This window comes from Kineococcus sp. R86509 (assembly GCF_042466365.1).
GTDB lineage: Bacteria > Actinomycetota > Actinomycetes > Actinomycetales > Kineococcaceae > Kineococcus.
On sequence record NZ_JAXHCE010000001.1, the window covers coordinates 4,924,108 to 4,945,681 of the forward strand.

Sequence of the window (21,574 nt, forward strand, 5' to 3'; positions counted from 1 at the left end):
GAACGGAGTATCCGAGGACACCACCCTGTGGCGCGTCCGGGCCCGAACCCGGCAGACGCGAGCCTGAGCCCGATTCAAGAACCTCACCCGATCGGCCGAGAACTACGCCAGAAGCGTGAACACCCCCGCACCACCCTCCCGACAGGAAGGCACCGCGATGACCGACGTGACCGTCATCCACATCGGGATGACCGCTCTCGTCCTCGCTGCCAAGCTCTGCGCCCCCATGCTGCTGACCGCGCTGGCCGTCGGCTTCGGCATCTCGCTGTTCCAGTCCGTGACCCAGCTGCAGGAGCAGACGATCGCCTTCGTCCCCAAGGCCATCGCCGTGGGCGTCGCGATCGTGGTGTGCGGCAAGTGGATGCTGCACGAGATGACCTCCTTCACCACCGCGCTCTACGACCAGATCCCGTCGCTGCTCTCGCACGGCGGCTGAGCGGCGTGCAAGGACTGCCCTCGATCCCGCTGGACCTGATCCTGGCGGTCCTGCTGGCCTCGGTCCGCTCGGCGGCGTTCCTGATGTTCGCCCCGCCGTTCGCGAACAAGGCCGTCAACGGCCAGGTGAAGGCGATGCTCTCGGTCGCGATGGCCCTGCCCGTCGCGGGCCGGCTGCGCGACTCCGTGCCCGCAGCGGAACCGGGTCCGCTCATCACCGCCGTCGTCCAGCAGGCCCTCGTGGGCGTCGTCATGGGCGCCTTCGTCGCGTTGCTGTTCACCGCCGTCCAGGCCGCGGGCGACATGCTGGACCTCTTCGGCGGTTTCCAGCTCGCCAGCGCCTACGACCCGTTGATGCAGGTCCAGACAGCCATCTTCGGCAAGCTCTACAGCTGGACGACCACGGCGCTGCTCGTCGTCACCGGCGGGCACCTGCTGATCCTCCAGGGCTTCCTGCGCTCCTACGACGTGCTGCCCCTGAACGCGGGGATCGACACCGGGACCGTGGGGCGGGTCTTCACCGAGGGCATCAGCCAGCTGATGCTCTCGGCGCTGCAGATCGCGGCGCCCCTCATCGCGGTGCTCTTCATCACCGACATCGGCCTGGGGCTGCTCTCGCGCGTCGCCCCGGCCCTGAACGTCTTCGCCATGAGCTTCCCGGTGAAGATCCTCATCGCCCTGACCCTGGCCGGGTTCACGTTCTCGATGCTGCCCGGGGTCGTCGCCGACATGGCCGGCACCGCGCGCGAGACCGTCGTCCGCCTCGTCACCCCCGGCCCTGCGGATCCCGTGAGCGGGGGTGGGGGCGGGTGAGCGGGGAGAAGACCGAGAAGCCGACCGCCAAGCGCCTCAAGGAGGCGCGCGAGGAAGGCAACATCCCGTTCTCCCGCGACGTCGCGGCGTGGTTGTCGACGGGCGCGGGGGCGATCGCGATCCCGCACACCATCGAGGCCGGCAAGCTGCTCATGACGCAGGCGATGACCGACATCGCCACCGTCGCCGCCGATCCCGAACCGGCGCGGGCCCTGTCGGCGATGTCGGACACGTTCTCCGGCATCCCCACCGTGCTGGGGCCGCTGGCGTTCACGACGTTCATGGCCGTCGTCGTCTCCGGCGCGATCCAGGGCACCCTGCGTCCGGCGACGAAGAAGCTCAAACCCAAGTTCAGCAACCTCAACCCCGTCAACGGCTTCAAGCAGCACTGGGGCCCCCAGGCCATCTGGGAGGGCACGAAGTCGCTGCTGAAGACGGCCGTCATCGGTCTCGTCATGTGGATGATCGCCAAGAACCTCGCCCCCGACCTCGTCGGGCAGGGGGCGATGTCGATGTCGGCGGTGCTGTCCCTGACCAAGTCCGCCATCGCGAGGATGCTGATGGTCACCGTCCTCATCGGGCTGATCATCGCCGCCGCCGACTACGCCATGAGCTACCGCCGCACCATGAAGAAGCTGCGGATGTCCAAGCAGGACATCAAGCAGGAGCACAAGAACGCCGAGGGCGACCCGCTGCTCAAGGGCGCGATCCGCTCCAAGCAGATGGCCATGTCGCGCAACCGCATGATGTCCGACGTCGCCAAGGCCGACGTCGTCCTCGTCAACCCCACCCACATCGCCGTCGCCCTGCGCTACGAACCGGGCACCGGCGCACCGAAGGTCGTCGCCAAGGGCGCCGGCGCGATCGCCACCAAGATCCGCGAGAAGGCCAAGGAGAACGACGTCCCGCTGGTCAAGGACGTCCAGCTCGCCCGCACGATGTACAAGAGCTGCAAGGTCGGCCAGGAGATCCCCCCGGAGTTCTTCGCCGCCGTCGCCAAGGTCCTCGCCTTCGTCATGAGCCTGCGCAGCCGCGGGTCCCTGACGGCCTTCGGCGAAGCCCACACCGTGCCCGCCTGACCGTGCCCCCTACCGGTCGCGGCCCGCGCCGGTTCAAGGTCGCGGCGACCGCGACCGATGGTGACGGTGTGGGCCGACAGGGTGATGCGCGCAGTGCGCCGGACGTGAGCAGCCGCCCCGCTCCCGCCCCCCACCCCGCCCCCCACCTCCACCCCGCACCGGGGGAGCGGCTGCACGAACTGCTCCCGCAGCCCGCTCCGCGTCCTGGCGCCCTGCACGAGGCCGCCCTCGCCCACGGCCGCACCCGTCGCCGCGTCGACGAGCGCACGGCCGCCGCGGGCGGCACCTCCGTCGGCGCCCGCCTCACCCGCGCCCTCGGCGTCGTCGTCGCCCTGCTGCTGCTCGTCGGGGTCTCCGGCGCCGGGGGCCTGCTCGTCACCGGCTCCTCCCGCGCCCGGGAGACCCAGCTGCGTCAGCTCGAGTCGGCCAACGCCTCCCTCCAGCTCACCCTCTCCGACGCCGACTCCGCCCTGCGCGACCGCCGCGACAGCGGCTCCGCAGCGCTGCCGGCGACCTACACCACCGCCCTCGACGCCCTGCCCGCCCTGCGGGGACACGTCGAGACCCTCCTCACCGACCCGTTGCAGCGCAGCCTCTTCGCCGAGCAGTCCCGACTCATCGACGCCTGGGTCGCCGCCAACGCGGACACCTCCTGGACCGAGCAGACGCAGGCCTTCGCGCGCCTGCGTGACGCCAACGCCCGCCTCGACGTCCTCGTCCGCGACCAGCGCCACGACGCGACCTCCGCGGAGGACTGGGTCCGCTACGCGGCCCTCGCCGGCACCGGACTCACCCTCGCCGCCGCCCTCGCCGTCGTCGCCACCACCGGACGCCGCACCCGCCGGGCCCTCGTGGACCCCCTGCGCTCCCTCGTCGACGTCCTCGACGCCCACGGCCGGGGCGATCGCCGCGCCCACGCCGACCCCACCGACGGCCCCAGCGAAGTCCGCTCCGTGGCACTCGCGGTCAACGACCTGGCCCGGGAGAACCAGCGGCTGCTGGACGCCGCGGAGCAGTCCGCGCGCCTGCACCGCCTCGCCGGGGACATCGGCCGCGAGGTCCGCGACCAGCTCGTCGCCCAGGACGCCCTGCAGGTGGCGGTGACCCGCCTCGGCGAGGAGCTCGACGTCGCCCGCGTCTGGGTCCGGATGCTCACCGACGCCGGGCTGGGCCCCATCACCCGGGAGTGGGCCCACCCGCCGCTGTCGCCGCTGACCGGTGGCCCCGGAAGCCCCGCGGGCGGCGCCGTCCACGGCGGCGGGTGGGCCGTCTTCGAGGACTCGCGCAGCTGGCTCCAGGAGCTGCACACCAGCGGTGAGGTCTACGCCGTCCCCGACACCCGCACCCTGCAGGGACGCTCCGCCACCCTCGACGCCTTCCTGCGCGACTGCGGCGCGCGCGCCCTGCTGCTGGTGCCCATCGGTGTCGGGGACACCCCGCACGGTCTGCTCAGCGTCGTCTGCGGGGCCGGGGCCCGCGACTGGTCGGTGCCGGAGGTCGAACTGGCCCGTTCCGTGGCCGTGGACCTCGCCCGGGCCCTGGTCCTGGCCGGGCTCTACCGCGCCCAGGAACGGCTGCTGGGGGAGCTGCGCGACGTCGAGAACGTCAAGTCCGACCTGCTGGCCACCGTCTCCCACGAACTGCGCACCCCCCTCACCTCCATCTCCGGCTACCTCGAACTGCTGCGCGACGGCGCCGTCGGGGAGGTGTCCGCGGACGTGTCCTCGGTGCTGGGCATCGTGGAACGCAACACCGAACGGCTGCGCTCCCTCATCGAGGACCTGCTGCTGCTCTCGCGCGTGGAGTCCGCCCCCACCGCCGAGGTGCGCGGCTCCACCGCCGTGGCCGACCTCGTCGCCGGGGTGGCCGCCGCCGTCGCCGCCGGCGCCACCAGCGGCGGGACGCTGCGCTGCACGACGCCGCGGGAGGAGCTGAGCGGGATGCGGGTCAACGGCGACGCCGGGCACCTGCACCGGGCCGTCCTCGCCGTCGTCGACAACGCGGTGAAGTTCTCACCCGTCGGCTCGCTGGTGCGCCTGCGGGTGGAGGAGCACAGCGGTCGCGTGCGGATCGTCGTGCAGGACAACGGGATGGGCATCCCCGTGGGAGAGGTCGACGCCGTCTTCGGGCGGTTCGCGCGCGGGTCCAACGCCGCCGTGCTCGCCGTGCCCGGCACCGGTCTCGGCCTCACCATCGCCCGCGACCTCGTCCGCCTGCACGGCGGGTCGCTCGCGCTGGACTCGGTGCAGGACCAGGGCACGACGGCCGTGCTCGAGCTGCCGCTGATCGACCCCCTCGACGACCTGCGGATCGGAGGAGCACGGTGACCCACCTCACCCACCCCGCCCACCCGGTGCAGCGGACCCGCGGCTGCGCCGCGGACCGGCACGCCCCGCCCGAGGTCGACCGCCTGGAGGTCGTGCGCCTCGCCGCGCTGCACGGCTACGACCTCCTCGACACCCCCGCCGACCCCGCGCTGGACGCCGTCGTCCGCCTCGCCGCCGCGATCGCCGGCGTGACGACCGCGACGATCAACCTCATCGACGCCCACCGCCAGTGCCAGCTCTCCGCCGTCGGGTTCGCCGGCGGGCCCAGCGAGCGCAGCGAGTCGCTGTGCGCGCGCAACCTCGGCCACCCCGAGGTCGTCCACGTCCCCGACGCCCGGCGCGACCCGCGCTACCGCGACTCCGCCTGGGTCGACGGCCGCTTCGCCGACGTCGTCTTCTACGCCTCGCTCCCGCTGGTCACCGCCGAGGGGCACCACCTCGGCAGCCTCTGCGTCTTCGACGCCGTCCGCCGCGAGCTGACCCCGGACCAGCTCGCCCGCCTGCGCGACCTCGCCGACGTCGTCATGGCGCTGCTGGACGGTCACCGCCGCCACCGCGAGCAGCAGCGACTGGTCGCCGAGGTCGAGGAGCAGCGGGAACTGGCCGAGCTGACCCTCACCGAGCTGGAAGCGCGCGAGGAGTTCACCCGGGCGCTGCTCACCAGCGTCGACGTGGGCGTTCTCGCCTGCGACGCGGCCGGTCGCCTCACCGTCGTCAACCCCACCGCCCGGCGCCTGCACGGCCGCGACGCCGACCTGGGCCTGCCCGCGAGCGAGTTCGCCCTCGTCCACGGCCTCCACGCCGCCGACGGCCGCACCCCGCTGGCACCGGAGGAGGCCCCGCTGCGGCGGGCGCTGGTCGAGGGCCACGTCCGCGACGTCGAGGTCGTCATCGCCCCTGCGGGTCGCACCCCCGTGCGGGTCCTGTGCACCGGCCGCGCCCTGCACGACCACGCCGGTCGCGTCATCGGCGCCGTCGTGGCCGTGCAGGACATCACCACCGACCGGGCCCGCATCCACGCGCTCGAGGCGGCGGGGGAGCAGCTGCGCCGGCAGGGCCGCGACCTGGCCTGCGCCGTCACCGAACTGCGCCGCTCCAACGACGAGCTCGGCGACCTCGCCGCCGTCGCCAGCCACGACCTCGCCGCGCCCCTGACCTCCGTGCTCGGCTACCTCGAGCTCGTCCTCGACGTCCACGGTGACGCCCTCGGCGGGGAGGGCCGGGAGTGGCTGGCCACCGCGATGCGTGCGGCGCAACGGATGCAGGGCCTCATCGAGGCCGTCCTCGACCACGCCCGCGCCGACTCCACCGGTCTCGACGTGCGTCCCGTGATCGTCTCCGACGTCCTCACCCACGTCGTGGAGGACCTCGGCGCCACCGCGGTGCAGGCCGAGATCGTCCTCACCGGCACCAGCCGGACCGCCCACGCCGACCCCGTCCTGCTGCGGCAGCTGCTGCAGAACCTCGTCGGCAACTCGGTGCGCTACCGCAGCCCCGAGCGACCCTGCCGGGTCGAGGTCCGCGTGCGTGACCTCGCGGGCGGCGGCTGGGAACTGGCCGTCGCCGACAACGGCCGCGGCATCCCGCCCGGGCAGCGCGAGCAGGTCTTCGCCATGTTCGCCGTCGCGGTCACCGGCGAGAACACCGGCGAGAACATCGGTGCGGCCGCCGGCGCGCGGCGCCCCGGACACGGCATCGGCCTCGCCACCTGCCGGCGCATCGTGGCCCGCCACGGCGGGCGCATCAGCGCGGAGGAGACCCCCGGCGGTGGGGCGACCCTGCGTGCCGTCTTCCCGTCGGTGCAGGCCCCCCGCTGGGGCGAGAGCGGGGTCGCGGTGGCCCTCACGTGAGGCCCCCGGCTGCCGATGGGGCCGGTGGACGTCCGTCCCCCACCTTCCCCGATCCGTCTGGATCACCAGGTCCCGCAGGAGGAACCACCATGGCCCGAGTGCTGGTCGTCGAGGACGACCCGGACATCCGCCAGCTCGTCGAACTGCGCCTGCGCGGCCTCGGCCACCGGGTCGTGTCGGCCGGATCGGGGCCGGAGGCGCTGACCGTCATCGCCGAGCGCGGCGCACCCGAGGTCGTCGTCCTCGACGTCGCGATGCCCGGCATGACCGGCCTGGAGGTCCTGCGCACCCTGCGGACCCAGCCCGAGCACGCCCACCTGCCCGCGATCTTCCTCTCCGCGCGGGTGCGTCCCGAGGACATCGCCGCGGGCGAGGAGCTCGGCGCGATCTACCTCACCAAGCCCTTCGTCGTCTCCGCGCTGGCCGGGGCCATCGAGAAGGCGCTGACCGCGAGCGTCGAGGCCGCCGCCGGCTGGTGAGCCACCACCCCGTCCCACGAACCTCCGATCCGTCCCGGACCGGGGGTTCGTCTCGTCCCGGACCGGGGGTTCGTGTCGTCTCGGACCGGGGGTTCGTGTCGTTGCAGGGGAGGCGGCACGGGTGCGTCCGGACGGGTGACTCAAGGAAGTCCCGGGCGGTGCCGAAGGAGGCACTAGCCAGGAAGGCTGACAGCAGGGCCATGGACGGGCCGCTGGACGAGGGACCCCGAACGGGGTACCGCGAACAACAGGCGGTGCAGTGCGACTCCCGAACTTCTCGCAGCTGGTGGTCCCCGCGGGGGTCGTCGGCATCGTCCTGCTGCTCGTCGTGCCTCTGCCGGCGGCCATGCTGGACTTCCTCATCGCGTTGAACATCACGATGTCGCTGATGGCGCTGCTGGTGACGATGTTCGTCAAGCGGGTGCTGGACTTCTCGGTCTTCCCCTCGCTGATCCTGGTGCTCACCCTCTTCCGCCTCGGCCTGAACGTGGCCTCGACGCGACTGGTGCTCTCCAACGGCTTCGCCGGCAAGGTCATCGAGGCCTTCGGGCACTTCGTGATCTCCGGCTCGCTGGTCATCGGCCTGGTGATCTTCCTGATCCTGGTCGTCATCCAGTTCGTCGTCATCACCAAGGGCGCCGAGCGCGTCGCCGAGGTCGGTGCCCGCTTCACCCTCGACGCCATGCCCGGCAAGCAGATGGCCATCGACGCCGACCTCAACGCCGGCCTGATCGACGAGGCCGCCGCCCGCCAGCGCCGCGCCGACGTCAGCGCCGAGGCCGACTTCTACGGCGCCATGGACGGTGGCTCGAAGTTCGTCAAGGGTGACGCCGTCGCCGGCATCATCATCATGCTGATCAACCTCATCGGCGGGTTCGCCATCGGGATGGTCCAGCACGGGCTCGGCCCGGCGGAGTCGATCAACAAGTACGCGCTGCTGAGCATCGGTGACGGTCTCGTCAGCCAGGTGCCCGCGCTGCTGCTGAGCGTCGCGACCGGCCTCATCGTCACCCGCTCCACCAGCAACGGCGACATGGGCACCGAGGCCATCAGGCAGTTCTCGCAGCAGAAGATGGCCCTGCAGATCGCCGGCGGCGCGATGATCGTCCTGGCGCTCATCCCGAGCATGCCCAAGCTGCCGTTCCTCGTCGTCGGCGGACTGGCCTTCGTCGCCTCCACCCGCATCTCCCGCCGCGACGCCAACACCGCCCGCGACGTGGCGCTCGCCGCCTCCGCCCCCGGCCCGGTCAACCCCAACGAGGCCGCGGAGAACCTGCTCGAGGAGATGCGCGTCGACCCCCTCGAGGTGGTCCTGGCCCCCGACCTCGTCGACCTCGTCGACACCTCCGGCGGTGGCGACCTGCTCGAACGCGTCCGGGCCCTGCGCCGCAAGATCGCCCTCGAACTGGGCCTCGTCGTCCCGCCCGTGCGCACCCGCGACTCCCTCGACCTGCCGATGTCCACCTACGCGGTGCGCATCTCCGGCGTCGAGGTCGCCCGCGGCACCGCCCCGCCCGGACAGGTCCTCGCCCTGGGCGACAACCTCGACGGTCTGCCCGGACGGGCCACCGTGGAACCGGTCTTCGGCCTCGCCGGCAAGTGGATCCCCGCCGAACTGCGCCACCAGGCCCAGCTCATGGGCGCCACCGTCGTCGACCGCGCCAGCGTCCTCATCACCCACCTCGGGGAACTGGTCCGCACCCACGCCTCGCGCCTGCTCTCCCGCGAGGACGTCCGCTCCCTGGTGGAGGCCCTCAAGCGCACCCACCCGGCCGTCGTCGACGAGCTCACCCCCGCGGCGCTCTCCCTCGGCGAGGTCCAGCGCGTCCTGCAGGCGATGCTCGACGAGGCCGTCCCCATCCGCGACCTCGCCCGCATCTTCGAGGCGCTCTCGCTCAAGGCCAAGGCCGGCTCCGACCTCGACGGCCTCGTCGAGTCCGCTCGCCGTGCCCTGGGACCGGCCGTCGCGGCCGTCCACGAGCAGGACGGCACCCTGCACGTCATCACCCTGGACCCGATGCTGGAGCAGACCCTGGCGGAGTCCCTGCGCCCCGGTGAGCACGGCGCGAGCCTCGCCCTGGACGCCGTCACGGCCGAGCACCTGGTGACCGCCTCAAGTTCCTGCCTCGAACGTGCCGAAGGGCACGGCATCAGCGCAGTCCTCGTGTGCGCACCCCCTCTGCGCGCCCCGCTGCGCCGCCTGCTGAAGGTGGCGGTGGGCCGCCTGCACGTCCTGTCCTACGACGACGTGAGCAACCACCCCCGGATCGAGACGGTTGGATCGGTGAGCGGTGTCCATGCACTTGCTTCTTGAAGGTTCTGACTTGCAGGAGCTGCTGACGCAGGTCCGTGAGACCCACGGCGAGACCGCCCGCGTCGTCCGCGCCGAACGCATCCGCTCCGGCGGTGTCGCCGGCTTCTTCTCCAAGGAGCGCTACGAGGTGACGGTCGAGATGGACGGCGACACCGCCGGCGACGCGACCGGCGGAGTCGGCGCGCAGGACGGCACCTCCACCACCGCCCACCCGGCGGGGGAGGAGGAACGCGAGTCCCTCGACTTCGAGGCCCTGCTCGCCGCCGCCGACGCCGCCGAAGCCACCCCCGCGCCGGCCCCCGCCGCGCCCCAGGGCACCGCCGCGCAGCCCGTCGCGCAGCCCGACGAGGACTTCGAGTCCGTCCGCCAGGGCCTGCTCGACATGCTCCGCGCCTCCAGCGGCAGCGACGTCCAGGAACCGCCGTTCAAGGTTTCCGGGACGGATGCCGAGGAGGTCGGTGTGATCGCGCAAACGGGTGACAGCACCGAGGTCGAGGCCCCCACCGAGGACTACTCCGAGGACCGCGACGAGGACCTGGTCGCCGAGCGGTTCGAGGCCCAGCTCCTCGAGGAGGCCCGCCTCGAGATCGAGCGCGCCGAGCGCCTCGAGCAGGAACGTCTCGAGCAGGAACGCCTCGAGCAGGAACGCCTCGAGCAGGAACGCCTCGCGAACGAGCGCCACGAGCAGGAGCTCGCCGCCCAGCAGATCGCAGCCCAGCAGGAAGCCGACCGTCGAGCCCTGGAAGAGGAGCGGATGCGCCAACTGGAGATCGAACGCCAGCACGCCCACGAGACCGAGCGCCGGCACGCGCAGGAGACGGCCCGCCGCGAAGCCGCCCGCGAGCAGGAACTGCGCCGGGAGGAGGCCCGCGCCGACGTCCGTCGCCGCCAGGCCGACCGCATGGGCGCCACCACCGCACCGGCCCGCTCCCTCGGTGAGGTCCTCGCCGCCGCCGACGCCGCCGAGGGCACCCACCGCCTCGAGGCCATGTTCACCGCCGGGCGCTCGCAGGACCCGCGTCAGGTCGCACGTCAGGACCCGCGTCAGGACATCGCGTCCCAGCAGCGCCCGCACCGGCCGATCTCCACGGAGAGCGATTCCTTCGCGGCGACGGTGGCCTCGATGCGCTCGTCGGCCAGCACCGGGGGAGAGGGTCACCGCTACGGACGATCCCCTGTGGCTGGAGTAACTGCTGATGTACGCTCGGTGACGATGCAGCCTGCGCGGCCCGCTCGTCCCCGTCCGGGTCGCCCCGCGGTCGAAGCCTCGACCCGGACCGTTCGCAGCTCGGAGGATCGCGTGTCTGACCAGTTCGGTGCGGCCAACGGAGCCGCCAACACCCCGGTCGGCCGCCGCGGCGAGCCGGAGGGCCGTGGCCCCGCCCGTCGTCCGGAACTGCGCCGCCCCGCGGCCGTGGCCGACCAGTTCGCCGACCAGTTCGGTGATCAGTTCGGCGACCGGTTCGCCGAGGACCGCCGTGGCGAGTGGGCCGGCGACTACGACCAGCTCAACGGCCAGGTCAACGGAACCGCCAACGGCCACGTCAACGGCCAGCTGAACGGAACGGCCAACGGCCACGGCGAGTCGCGTGACTTCGACCAGGCCTACCAGCAGGAGTTCGCGGGCCAGTACGCCCCCGAGCAGGACGACCGGTCTCCGCGCACCGCGGAGCGGACCTACCAGCCCACCAGTGCACGCGACGGGGACGAGAACGAGGCGATGAGCATGGATCTGACTTACCGTGAACCGATGACCACCTACAGTGACCGGTCCTCGCAGCCGCGGATGCCGTACCGCGAGCCGCAGGACACCGGCGACGTACTGCGCCTGGCCCGCGACATCGAGGTCCCCGCGCCGCTGCGCGTGGGCGCCGGTGAGCTGGTCGTCGTCATCGGCGAGGCCGACGCCGTCGTCTCCGCCGCGCTGCTGGTCGCCGACGAGGTCGGTTCCGAGGCGCCGCTGGTGCTGGGTCGTGCCGACGTGCAGAACACCATCACCGCCGAGGAGCTGCCGGCCCGTCAGGACCAGGCCCGGCGCTGGAGCGCCCCGCTCACCGTCGCCATCCCGGCCCGTCCCACCGGGGCCGACGCCGAGCGCGCCGCCCGCATGGCCGCCGAGATCGGTGCCGCCTCCGTCGTCGTCTGCGTCGACGCCACCCGCCGCAGCCACGCCGTCGCGAGCCTGCTGCGCGCGCTCGAGGCCGTCGGGCTGCCCGCCCGTCGCCTGGCCGTGCACCGCGCCGCCGAGAGCCCGGACCCCCTGGACGTCCTCTCCCTCGACGTCCCCGTCGGCTTCCTCGACGGACGCCCCGCCACCTCCGGCGCCTGGGCCGGTCTGCTCCTCGATGCCGCGGGCGACCACGGGATGCGTTGAGCCGCAACGGTTCACGAACTCACCCCGTCGCCCGACCCCTCGAGACCAGAACCGGAGAACGACAGAGCCCATGGCCAGACGTGCTGCTCCGGGGGCGGAGCTGAGCCGCGCCGCCGCGCAGTGGCCCGGCCTCAACCACCGGGTCTGGGTGGAGCTGCAGATGCCGGACACCTTCGGTGGGGACCTCATCCGGCTCCCCACGCGGGTCGAGGACGCCCACGAGGGCAGTCTCGTGGTCGCGGCACCCAGCTTCCGCGGTGACCTGCACGTGGTGGCCCCCGGGCTGCCCGTGACGGTCGCCTGGGCGGGGGCGCGCGGCCAGAGCCGGCAGGAGTTCCTGATCGCCGAGGTCGTCCGTCGCCGGGTCTCGGCCTGGGACCTCGCGCCCTCCAGCGAGGTCGTGGTCGAACAGCGTCGCCGCTACGCCCGGGTCCCGGCCTCCGGGTCGGTCCGGCTCTCCCCGGTGGAGGGCGACCCCCTGCAGCGCGAGGCCGACCTCGCCGACGGCGTGGTGGAGCCCCTGCTCGAGGGCCACCTGGTGGACCTCAGCGAGGGCGGGTCGGCGCTGTCCGTGGGGGGCGGTTCCTGGCTGCGGCTGGGGCGGCTGGTGCGGATGTCCTTCGAGCTCGACGGCGCCCCGCTCGACCAGGTCGGTCAGGTGGTCCGCTCACTGGACTCCCTCGACCCCGACCTCGTCGAGGTCGTCGTCGCCTTCAGCGAGCCGGTGCCCGCCGCGGACCGCTTGCGCCGCTTCGTCATGCAGACCCAGATCAGGCAACGCCGTGGAGGAGACCGATGACCGCGATCGTGCTGGCCGTCAGCCTGCTGCTGGCCGGACCGTCCGTGCTGGCCGCCCTGCAGGGCACCGGCGACGTCGACACCGCCCTGCTGCACCTGGTCCTGGCCCTGCTGGTCAGCACCGTCGCGGGCCGCGTCCTGCGCGGACTGGTCCGGGGGTACCAGGAACAGGCCGAGAAGGCCCCCCACCCCGAGGCGGAGGACGTCGACGGCCTGCCGGGCCGTCGCCGCAACGACTTCTGAGGTCCGCTCCGGCCACCGCTGGAGACCACCCGACGCCCGTTCCGCACCGCGGAGCGGGCGTCGGGTGTTTCCGGGACGTTTCCGCACCGGCTGAGACGGGTGTGACGGGTGGGGTCCACGCCGGGCCGCGGAAATCTGTCACTAGAACGACATGGACGAACACGTTTCGTCACCTATGCTGGGCCCCATGCTGGTCCTGACGCGCAAGGCCGGGGAATCCGTGGTCATCGGCGACGAGGTCGTCGTGCGCGTCCTCGAGGTGAGAGGTGACGTCGTCCGCGTCGGCATCGACGCGCCCCGCGACGTGCAGGTGCACCGCCAGGAGGTCTACGAAGCGGTCCGCGAGGCCAACATCGCCGCCGCCGCCGCCTCCGAGGAGGCGATCTCCGCCCTGCGGGGCATCGTCCGCCGCGCGGGCGCCTGAACCCCCTCCGAGTCCTGCTTCGAGAACGCTTCACCCGTCCGGCCCACGCCGCCCTCAAGGGGGAGCGTCGAGGGACCGAAAGCACCGTGAGAGCTGCTGACCTCCCGTGGTCCGGTGGCCAACGGTGGGGGTGGAGCGATGACGGCGGCGCCGTCCACGAACACGTCGGACGTCACGGCACCCCCGGTGCTGCCCGGCCCGGTCCTGGCCACGGCCATGGAGCGCTCCGGGCTGGCCCTCGCGGTGCTGGACGCCGACGGCCGGCTCATCCACGTCACCCACGGCCTGACCCGCATGCTGGGCGTCAGCGCGGAGGACCTCCTCGGCCGGTACCGGCTGCAGTGGTGGCTGGGACTCTCCGTCGTCGTCCTCCCCGAGGCCGAGGGGCACGGGCACGACGACCGCGACGCCCACGACGACCTGACGCCCACCCAGCGGGCCGTGCTGTCCGGGGCGATGCCCACCGGCCTGGACGTGCTGAGCGCGATCCGCAGCGGCGACCTCGACGTGGACGTCGACGTCGCCCGCTCCGACGGCCAGCTGCTGGTCGCCCACGTGCACGCCTCCACCACCGGTGAGGCGGGCGGCGGGGCCGTCCTCGTCGTGCGCGACGTGACCGTCGAACGCGCGACCCACCAGCAGCTGCGCACGCTGCTGGCCCGCCAGGACGCGGTGATCTCCGCCAGCCCCGACACGATCTACCGCATCAACCTGCCGCAGCGGGTCGTGGAGTGGACCAACGCCGGACCGGTCTCGCTGCTGGGGCTGCCCAGCGCCGACGGCGGGGCCTCGCTGGACGCGATCCACCCCGACGACGCCCCGGGCGTCGTGCGGGCCCTGGAGTGCCTGGGCGGTGCGGGTGCGGGCGAGATCGTGGAGTGCACCTACCGCGTCGTCGACGGCTACGGCGGTGACCGGTGGGTGCACACCCGCTCCACCGTCTCCGACCGTTCCGCCGTCGGGATCCCGGTGCGCGTCGTGGGCATCGCCCAGGACCTCACCGAGACGATCACGACGATGGACGCGCTCGCCGGCTCGGAACGACGCTTCCACGAGATCTTCGCCCGCGGCCCGGTGGGGATGCTGCTCTTCGGTCTGGAGGGCTGGGTCAGCGAGGTCAACGACGCGCTCTGCACCTTCTGGGAACGCGACGCCGCGGAACTGATCGGCGCCCCGGCGGGGCAGTTCCTCGACCCCGCCGGCCCCGCCGAGGGTGCCCGCCCCAGTGCGGAGGAACGCGACGAGCACGCCCGCGCCGCCGCCGAGCTGGAGGCGCTGGTCTCCGGCGCGGTCGAGGTCGTGCACCGCGAGCGGCGCTACGAGCTGCCCAGCGGCAAGGTGGTGTGGGGTCAGATCTCGCTGTCGCTGACCTCCAGCAGCTCCGGTGAGCCGGCCTTCCTCGCCTTCGTCGAGGACGTCACCGCCCGCAAGCGCGAGGCCGAGCAGCTCGAGCACGCCGCCCTGCACGACCCGCTGACGGGGCTGCCTAACCGCGCCAAGGCCGAGGACCGGCTGCGGACGGCGATCTCGCGGACCCGGCGCCGCGGCGGGGGCTGCGCGGTGCTCTTCGTCGACCTCGACCACTTCAAGGACGTCAACGACAACCTCGGTCACGCGGCCGGGGACGCGTTGCTCGCCGACGTCGCCGACCGGCTGCGGGGGCTGCTGCGGGCCGGGGACATGGCCGCCCGCATCGGTGGTGACGAGTTCGTCCTGGTCTGCGAGGACGTCGCCGACGCCAAGGCGTTGTCCTCGATCGCGGACCGGGTCTGCGAACGCCTCAGCATCCCCGTCGACCTGGGGATCCGGACGGTCACGGTCAGCGCCAGCATCGGCGCCGCCCGCACCGACGGGGAACTCGGCCCCGAGGAGCTGCTGCGCGCGGCGGACCGCGCGATGTACCGGGCGAAGGCGGCCGGGCGGGCGTGCTGGCGCGCGGCATGACGCGGTGTCACGCGGTGTGACCTCCAGGTGACTCAGACGGCGTTCGGAGGCGGCATCCGGGTGTGCTCGGTCACCGCGTGATGAACCTCACCCCCGATCGGCGCAGCGTGGGATTCCCCTGCCCGGGCTGATCGGCCATCCTGGAGTCAGACCCGCCACCGCTCGGTGAAGACAGTGTCGTCTGTGGTCGACCAGAGGCACCGTCCTGAACGAGGAGGTCGTGAGATGAACGACAGCAGCACGCGCAACGGCACCAACGACGTCGTGATCGACGTCCGTGAGATCGAGCTGACCACCGTCGCGAATCCGCGCCGCATCCAGCTCTGAGCTCCACCACGAGGCCGGTCCCCCGCTACGGGGGGCCGGCCTTCGTCGTTCCCGTTCGTCGTTCCCGTCAGGGGGCGGTGAGGATCCCCGCCCGGTACCAGTGGTGCAGCAGCTCGTAGCCGTTGTCCCCGGTCACCCAGGGGACGGGGGAGTCCGCCGGCATCGCGGTCGGGGCCAGCGGGTGCCCACCGGCGAGCAGCTGCTCGGCGGGGGTGAGGCGGCGGATCGCGACCCCGGCCACGCGTTCGGGGGCCGCGGCGAGGAACTCCGCGTACAGCGTCGGGTCGTGCTGGCCGTCGTCCCCCACCAGCAGCCACGTCACCTGCGGCAGCTCCCGGGCGAGGCGGGCCAGCGACTCCCGCTTGTGCCCGGGCCCGTCGCGGAACCAGCCGGTGTTGGTGGGACCCCAGTCGGTCAGCAGCAACGGTCCCTCGGGGTAGCCGAAGCGGCGCAGGAACCGGGTGAGGGTGGGCGCGACGTTCCACGCCCCGGTCGAGAGGTACAGCACCGGCGCGCCGGGGTTCTCGGCCACGACCTGACGGTACAGCTCGGCCATCCCGTTGACCGGGACCCGGGCCCGTTCGTCCAGGACGAAGGAGTTCCAGGCCGCCACCAGGGGCCGCGGTAGGCGGGTCACGACGACGGTGTCGTCGATGTCGGAGAGCAGCCCGAGCGTCGGTTCGGGACCCACGACGATCACCCGTGAGGTGCCGGAGTGGCGCAACACGTTCTGCGGCGGCAGTTCCGCACCGCCCTCGGTGTCGTCCTCGACGAGTTCGACGTCCTCCGCGGTCTCGTCCCCGGCGTCCCCGGCGTCGGGGCCGACGGTGAGGACGACCTCGTGCTCACCCGGGGGCAGGTCGATGCGCACGACCTCGTCGACGTAGCCCTCGCGGTTGGTGCGCAGGAGGCGCTCGTGCTGCCCGATGCGCACCGTCACCTCGGCGTCGGCGATGGGGACGGTGAGGAAGTTGCGCCAGCCGCGCACCACGCGCAGCCCGTCACGGGCGTTCTCGGCGTGGGTCTCCTCCCGGCCCAGCAGGACCCGCCCGAGGACGCGGACCCAGCCGGGGCCGCCGTAGCCGGGGTAGGCGATGGCCCGGGCGTGGTAGCCCCGCCGGCGCAGCCGCGACCCGGCGAGACCCTTCACGGCGTCCTCGATGCGGGCGGCGCGGTGCAGTCGGTGCTCGCCGGGCCGGGGCGTCAGGTCGAGGGAGCGGAGGTTCTCGAGGTCACGGCGTGCCTCCGCGACCCGCCGGGCCCGTCGCTGTGCGCCGGTGAGAGCGGGTCCGTTGATCACCTGGTGGACCCTAACGGTCGGGGAAACCCCCGGCGAGGCGGTCGAAGCCCTCGTCGAGGCCGACCCGCGGTTCCCAGTGCAGCAGCTCCTTCGTGCGGGCGATGTCGAACCAGTGCGCGGTGGAGAGCTGCTCGGCCAGGAAACGGGTCATGGGCGGCTCGTCGGGCAGCCCGAACCGCGTCCAGACCCGCTCCACGAGCGAGCCCGCGACCTTCGCGACGGCGGCGGGGACCCGCCGGGTCGGGGCGGGGACCCCGGCGGCGCGGCAGATGCGGGCGAAGACCTCGCTGACGGTGCGGGGCTCGCCGTTGGTGACGACGAACGCCTGGCCGTGCACGCCCGCGTCGGTGACGTGGTCCAGCGCCGCGAGGAGCGCGTCCACGGCGTTGTCGACGTAGGTGGTGTCGATGAGGGCGGTCCCGTCGTCCAGCAGCGGCAACCGACCCGCGCGGGCGCGGTCGGCGATGCGCTGCACGAGCTGGGTGTCCCCGGGACCCAGCACGATGTGCGGGCGGACCGCGCACACCGCGAAGGTGGGGGAGTCCGCGGCCAGGGCGAGCAGTTCCGCCTGCGCCTTGGTCACGGCGTAGGAGCCGTGCGCGGCGGCCGGGTCCGCGGGGGTCGTCCCGACCCCCACGAGCGCGGACCCGGCGTGGGCGACGGAGGGCGAGGACACCATGACGAAGCGGGAGACCCCCGCGGTGCGGGCCGCGGCGAGCAGGTTCGCGGTGCCCTCGACGTTGGTGGCGACGTACTCGGGGTGGGGTCCGGTGACCGACACCTTCGCCGCGAGGTGCACGACGGCGTCGACCCCGGCCGCGGCGCGGGCGCACGCGTCGGCGTCGGTGACGGATCCGAGGACCTCCTCGAAGCCGGCCAGCCCGGACGGGCGGCGCTGCAGGACGCGGACGTCCTCACCGCGGGCGGCCAGGGCCCGCGCGGTCTCCCGGCCCAGCATGCCGCTGGCCCCGGTCACGAGGACCTTCACGTGAGCTTCCCCGCCTTCTCGCCCGCGAGGACGCTCTCGGCCCAGGTACCCACCCGGGCCCGGTCGATCTTGGAGTTGTGACGCACGTCGGTCGGCAACGCCGGGACCAGCAGCAGCGCGACCAGGTTGCGCCCGGTCGCGGCGCGCACCGATTCCGACAGCTCGGGGTCGGCGACCGTCGTGCGGGTCACCGCGACGTCGCCCTCACCCTCGGCGACGACGACGAACTGGCGCGCGGCGCGCGGCCCGATCCCCACGAACGCGGCCCGCGCGACGCCCGGCACGGACTCCGCCCGCTGCTCCACCCCGACGGGGGTGACGACCTCGTCGGCGCTCACGACGACGTGGGCCAGGCGCCCCTCGATCCAGACCCGCCCGGCGGCGTCGAGGTGGCCGACGTCACCGGTGCGGTGCCAGCGCCCCGGCCGGACCTGCCCGAGCAGCGTCGGGGAGGGACGCACGTCGACGCTGGCGGCCTGGGTGAACCACAGCTGGTCGTAGTGGTCCTTGACGTGCTCACCACCGACGACGACCTCTCCCACCACCCCGGCGGTGGTGACGAGGTCGACCCCCGCGTGCCCGTCCCCGTCCAGGGGCGCGATCGCGACGACGACCCCCTCGACGGGAGTGCCCACGCAGATGCCCTCACCGGGACCGGCGGCCAGGACGTCGGAGAGACCCACGTCGGTGGCGGGCAGCACCTCGGTGGCGCCGTAGGGGGTGCGCGGGTCGGCCAGCGGCATGAGGTCCTTCACCCGCTGCAGCAGCGGCGTCGGGACGGGTGCCCCGGCGGAGAGCAGGGTGTCCACCCCACCCAGCGCCTCGCGCTGGGCGGCGCTCAGCTGCGCGGCGGTGGCCAGGACGTTGACGATGGCTGCGGGGGCGAGGAACACCGACGTCGCCCGGGCCGCGGCGACGGCGTCGGCCAACGCGGCCGCCGTCAGCGTCGCCGGCCGGGTGACGTCCATCGCGGGGACCACGCACGTCGCGCCCAGCGCGGGCCCGAACAGCGCGAACGGCGCGAACGCCGACACCAGCGGCTGGCCGGGACCGGTGCGGATGGTGCGGCCCATCGCCTGCGCGAGCTGCGCGAGCTGGCCGTGGGTGTAGACGACACCCTTCGCGGGACCGGTGGAGCCGGAGGTGAAGAGCACCGCGGCCTCCGCCTGCGGCGAGGGTTCGGCGGGCAGTTCGAAGCCCGCGGCGAGGCGGTGCGCCCCGGCCCGGGCGACGGCCAGCAACGTCGCCTCGACCCCCAGCACCTTCAGCGTCGCGTCGGAGATCTCCCCGGCGGCGATCCGGCGACCGGGCCAGCGCAGCACCCGCGCCGCGGCGAGCGCCTTCGACACCCCCACGACCCAGTCGACCCCGGCGCCGGTGACCGCGCGCGACAAGCCGCGCACCCCCAGTCCCGCATCCGCCACGACGGCGATCGCCCCGATGCGCAGCAGCGCGTACAGCGTCGCCGTCAGGTCCGCGCCCGGCGGGACGAGCAGCGAGACCCGTTGCCCCGCAACGACACCCATCGCGGTGAAGCCTGCGGCGAGTTCGTCGGTGCGGCGCTTCAGCAGGCCCCAGGGAACGCTGCGCGAGGTGCCGTCCTCCGACATCTCGATGACGGCGGGGGAGTCGGCGAGCGCGGGGTCCCCGCCCCGTTCCTCCAGCGCGGCCCACATCCGCGGCACCCGCACCTCGACCTGCGCGGCTTCGTCTCCGGGCTGCGGGGCGGGGTGCAGGACCCGTTCGTCCAGCCACCGCAGCACCGCGGCGGGGAACTGCGGGTCCTCCGGGGTGAGGTGGCTGGCCGTGGCGAAGCGGTGCACGTCGGCGTGCGGCACCCGGGCCCGCCAGTCGCGCAGGAACCACTCGGTGAACACCGGGTCGCGCGGACCCCACGCCACGAACGTCGGGACCCCCGCCGCGGCGATCGCCGCGACACCGTCGCTGACGGCGTCCAGCGCGGCACGACTGGGGTGGTCGGGACCCACCGGGACGTCCGCGACGAACGCCTCGATCCCGGCCCGCTCACCGGCGTGGGCGTAGGGGGAGCGGTACGCCGCCTTCACCGGCGCCGGGAGCGCGGGGCGCGGCAGGGCCAGCGTCGTGCGCAGGAACGCGTCCGTGCGCGACGTCACGCCCGCCAGCAGCCCCGGGCGCAGCACGAGCTTCAGGATCCCCGGCGCACCCGCGCCGGCCGGCCAGCTCGCCGCCGTGTTCGCCACGACCAGCCCCGCCAACCTGATCCGCGAGCCCGACCCGTGCCGGCCCCCACGGCGGGCGAGTTCACCCGCGGCCCAGCCGGAGACGACGAGACCGCCCCAGTCGTGACCCACGGCCACGACCTGACCCGACAACCCCAGCGCGTCCACGAGCCCGGCGAGGTCCTCGACCCGGTCCGCGAGGCGACGGGTCGTCCCCGTGCGCTCCGAGAAGCCCATCTCCAGCTGGTCCACCGCGACGACGCGCCACCCCAGGTGCACCGACGAGGCGGCCCGCGCCAGCCCCCGCCACAGGTAGGACCACGTCGGGTTGCCGTGCACGCACAGCAACGTCCCCACGACGTCGTCCGGTCCCGCGTCGGGCGCGGTGTCGAGCACGTGCCACGTCCGCGGCACCCCCGCGTGGTCGACCGCCTCCACGAGACGGGACCAGCGCGGGTCGAGACCCTCCAGACCGGCCGGCGGGGTCACCGCCGGCCGCACAGCGGTCTTCACCACTCCAGCTCGATCATCGCCGTGTTCAACCCCGAACCCACACCCATCGCGATCACCCGGTCGCCGGGGGACAGCTCCGGCGCCGTCGCCGCCAACGTCATCGGCAGCGAGATCGGACCGACGTTGCCCCACTGCGGGAACGTCATCGGCACCTTCGCCGCGTCCACCCCGATCCGCTCCACCAGGGTCTCGGTGTGCACGCGGGAGATCTGGTGGATGACGAACTTCTCCGCGTCGCGCCAGCCCCACAGCTCGTCACCGGCGTTGAAGGCGTCCACGACGATCTCGATGCCCTCGGTCAGCATCAGCTTCGCGTCGGTCTTCATGTGGTTCATGTCCCCGATGCACAGCTCGTGGTGGGCCGTGCCCGCCCGCGACACCCCACCGACGATCCGGTGCGCCTGCGGGTGCTCGTCCGCGCGGCCGATGACCGCCGCCGCCGCACCGCAGCCCAGCGTCATCGTCGCGAACTCGTTGAGGAAGTCCTTGCGGGTGATCCCGTCGCGCTGCAACCGCGAGATCGTCCCCTCGTGCATGGAACGCACGTCCTCCGCGCCCAGCACCACCGCGTAGCGGATCATCCCCGCGTCGATCATCGCGGAGGCCACCTGCACCCCGTTGACCCACGCCAGGCACGCGTTGGCGATGTCGAAGTTCATCGCCGACGTCGGCAGGTCCATCCCGTGGTGCACCGACGTCGCCACCGCCGGTTCCAGGTGCGGGCGCGTCACCGTCGTGGAGATGACCACCCCGACGTCCTTCGCGTCGACCCCGGCCTCCGAGAGCGCCTTCGCGCCGCACTCCGCGGCCACGTCGGAGGCCTTCTGGCCGTCCGCCCACCAGCGGCGCTCACTCACCCCCGCGACCTTCTCCAGCAGTCCGGGACGCAGGCGCAACCGCTCCAGCGTCCCCGACAGCACGTCGTCGAAGTACGACGAGGGCACCACCCGAGGCGCCTCGACGTGCGAGATCGACAGCAGAGCGGCGTTGGCCGGCGCGAACGTCGCGTTCCCGTGGAACGCGCGGTCCGAGGCAGAAGGGTCGTACAAGGGCTTCCCCGATCCAGAGTCGTCGGCCGCGCGGCGGTGGGTCGCCGTGCCCGGTGCACCGTCCACCGGCTGGCAGCAGGCCACCCGCGCGGCGGGCACTCAGGTTAACCGCCGAC

The 21,574-nt window shown here is 73.4% G+C and carries 16 protein-coding genes; 12 read left to right on the forward strand and 4 right to left on the reverse strand.

From position 1 onward, the window contains the following. The first annotated feature begins 157 nt into the window (after positions 1 to 157). The 12 genes from SJY07_RS24060 to SJY07_RS24115 all read left to right on the forward strand — a co-directional run bounded on the left by SJY07_RS24060 (position 158) and on the right by SJY07_RS24115 (position 15,080). Entirely contained in the window at positions 158 to 436 is a 279-nt protein-coding gene (locus SJY07_RS24060) for a flagellar biosynthetic protein FliQ (RefSeq protein WP_328291679.1), read from the forward strand. Positions 437 to 441: 5 nt separating this feature from the next. Continuing rightward, positions 442 to 1,248, forward strand: coding sequence for a flagellar biosynthetic protein FliR (locus SJY07_RS24065; RefSeq protein ID WP_380161829.1), 807 nt, complete (start codon positions 442 to 444; stop codon positions 1,246 to 1,248). Further along, positions 1,245 to 2,327, forward strand: a complete 1,083-nt coding sequence (locus tag SJY07_RS24070; protein WP_328291677.1) for an EscU/YscU/HrcU family type III secretion system export apparatus switch protein — start codon at positions 1,245 to 1,247, stop codon at positions 2,325 to 2,327. The genes SJY07_RS24065 and SJY07_RS24070 overlap by 4 nt, the downstream gene beginning before the upstream one ends. Before the next feature lie 104 nt (positions 2,328 to 2,431). Further along, positions 2,432 to 4,654 (forward strand): ATP-binding protein, encoded by a 2,223-nt coding sequence (locus SJY07_RS24075; RefSeq protein ID WP_380161830.1) that lies wholly within the window; start codon positions 2,432 to 2,434, stop codon positions 4,652 to 4,654. Then, positions 4,651 to 6,504 (forward strand): ATP-binding protein, encoded by a 1,854-nt coding sequence (locus SJY07_RS24080; RefSeq protein ID WP_380161831.1) that lies wholly within the window; start codon positions 4,651 to 4,653, stop codon positions 6,502 to 6,504. Before SJY07_RS24075 ends, SJY07_RS24080 begins: the two co-directional genes overlap by 4 nt. Positions 6,505 to 6,593: 89 nt before the next feature. Beyond that, positions 6,594 to 6,983 (forward strand): response regulator, encoded by a 390-nt coding sequence (locus SJY07_RS24085; protein WP_328291674.1) that lies wholly within the window; start codon positions 6,594 to 6,596, stop codon positions 6,981 to 6,983. Between the two features lie 259 nt (positions 6,984 to 7,242). Beyond that, positions 7,243 to 9,297 (forward strand): flagellar biosynthesis protein FlhA, encoded by a 2,055-nt coding sequence (gene flhA, locus SJY07_RS24090; RefSeq protein ID WP_328291673.1) that lies wholly within the window; start codon positions 7,243 to 7,245, stop codon positions 9,295 to 9,297. 10 nt (positions 9,298 to 9,307) lie between these two features. Next, positions 9,308 to 11,671 (forward strand): hypothetical protein, encoded by a 2,364-nt coding sequence (locus SJY07_RS24095; RefSeq protein ID WP_380161832.1) that lies wholly within the window; start codon positions 9,308 to 9,310, stop codon positions 11,669 to 11,671. A 70-nt stretch (positions 11,672 to 11,741) separates the two neighbouring features. Beyond that, entirely contained in the window at positions 11,742 to 12,470 is a 729-nt protein-coding gene (locus SJY07_RS24100; protein ID WP_380161833.1) for a PilZ domain-containing protein, read from the forward strand. Then, positions 12,467 to 12,712 carry a hypothetical protein gene (locus SJY07_RS24105; protein ID WP_328291670.1) on the forward strand — a complete coding sequence of 82 codons (246 nt, stop codon included), beginning with the start codon at positions 12,467 to 12,469 and terminating at the stop codon, positions 12,710 to 12,712. Before SJY07_RS24100 ends, SJY07_RS24105 begins: the two co-directional genes overlap by 4 nt. A 187-nt stretch (positions 12,713 to 12,899) precedes the next feature. After that, positions 12,900 to 13,136 carry a carbon storage regulator CsrA gene (csrA, locus tag SJY07_RS24110; protein ID WP_328291669.1) on the forward strand — a complete coding sequence of 79 codons (237 nt, stop codon included), beginning with the start codon at positions 12,900 to 12,902 and terminating at the stop codon, positions 13,134 to 13,136. 138 nt (positions 13,137 to 13,274) lie between these two features. Beyond that, on the forward strand, positions 13,275 to 15,080 hold the full coding sequence (locus SJY07_RS24115; protein ID WP_380161834.1) for a diguanylate cyclase domain-containing protein: 1,806 nt from the start codon (positions 13,275 to 13,277) through the stop codon (positions 15,078 to 15,080). Between the two features lie 394 nt (positions 15,081 to 15,474). On the opposite strand, the gene SJY07_RS24120 is transcribed toward SJY07_RS24115, so the two are convergent. The 4 genes from SJY07_RS24120 to SJY07_RS24135 are packed head-to-tail and all read right to left on the reverse strand — an operon-like array spanning position 15,475 to position 21,458. Continuing rightward, positions 15,475 to 16,707, reverse strand: a complete 1,233-nt coding sequence (locus SJY07_RS24120; RefSeq protein ID WP_328291667.1) for a phosphatase domain-containing protein — start codon at positions 16,705 to 16,707, stop codon at positions 15,475 to 15,477. A 10-nt stretch (positions 16,708 to 16,717) separates the two neighbouring features. After that, entirely contained in the window at positions 16,718 to 17,695 is a 978-nt protein-coding gene (locus tag SJY07_RS24125; protein WP_328291666.1) for an NAD-dependent epimerase/dehydratase family protein, read from the reverse strand. After that, a complete protein-coding gene (locus SJY07_RS24130; protein ID WP_380161835.1) occupies positions 17,692 to 20,409 on the reverse strand; it encodes an alpha/beta fold hydrolase in 2,718 nt (905 codons plus the stop codon). The genes SJY07_RS24125 and SJY07_RS24130 overlap by 4 nt, the downstream gene beginning before the upstream one ends. Beyond that, complete coding sequence (locus SJY07_RS24135; protein ID WP_380161836.1) at positions 20,406 to 21,458, reverse strand: 3-oxoacyl-ACP synthase III; 1,053 nt, start codon at positions 21,456 to 21,458, stop codon at positions 20,406 to 20,408. The genes SJY07_RS24130 and SJY07_RS24135 overlap by 4 nt, the downstream gene beginning before the upstream one ends. Positions 21,459 to 21,574: the final 116 nt, after the last annotated feature.

Bases quoted from the DNA above. Each gene is read 5' to 3' on its own strand.
- SJY07_RS24060 (WP_328291679.1), top strand. From the start codon at position 158: ATGACCGACGTGACCGTCATCCACATCGGGATGACCGCTCTCGTCCTC.
- csrA (WP_328291669.1), top strand. From the start codon at position 12,900: ATGCTGGTCCTGACGCGCAAGGCCGGGGAATCCGTGGTCATCGGCGAC.
- SJY07_RS24085 (WP_328291674.1), top strand. From the start codon at position 6,594: ATGGCCCGAGTGCTGGTCGTCGAGGACGACCCGGACATCCGCCAGCTC.
- SJY07_RS24115 (WP_380161834.1), top strand. From the start codon at position 13,275: ATGACGGCGGCGCCGTCCACGAACACGTCGGACGTCACGGCACCCCCG.
- SJY07_RS24100 (WP_380161833.1), top strand. From the start codon at position 11,742: ATGGCCAGACGTGCTGCTCCGGGGGCGGAGCTGAGCCGCGCCGCCGCG.
- SJY07_RS24105 (WP_328291670.1), top strand. From the start codon at position 12,467: ATGACCGCGATCGTGCTGGCCGTCAGCCTGCTGCTGGCCGGACCGTCC.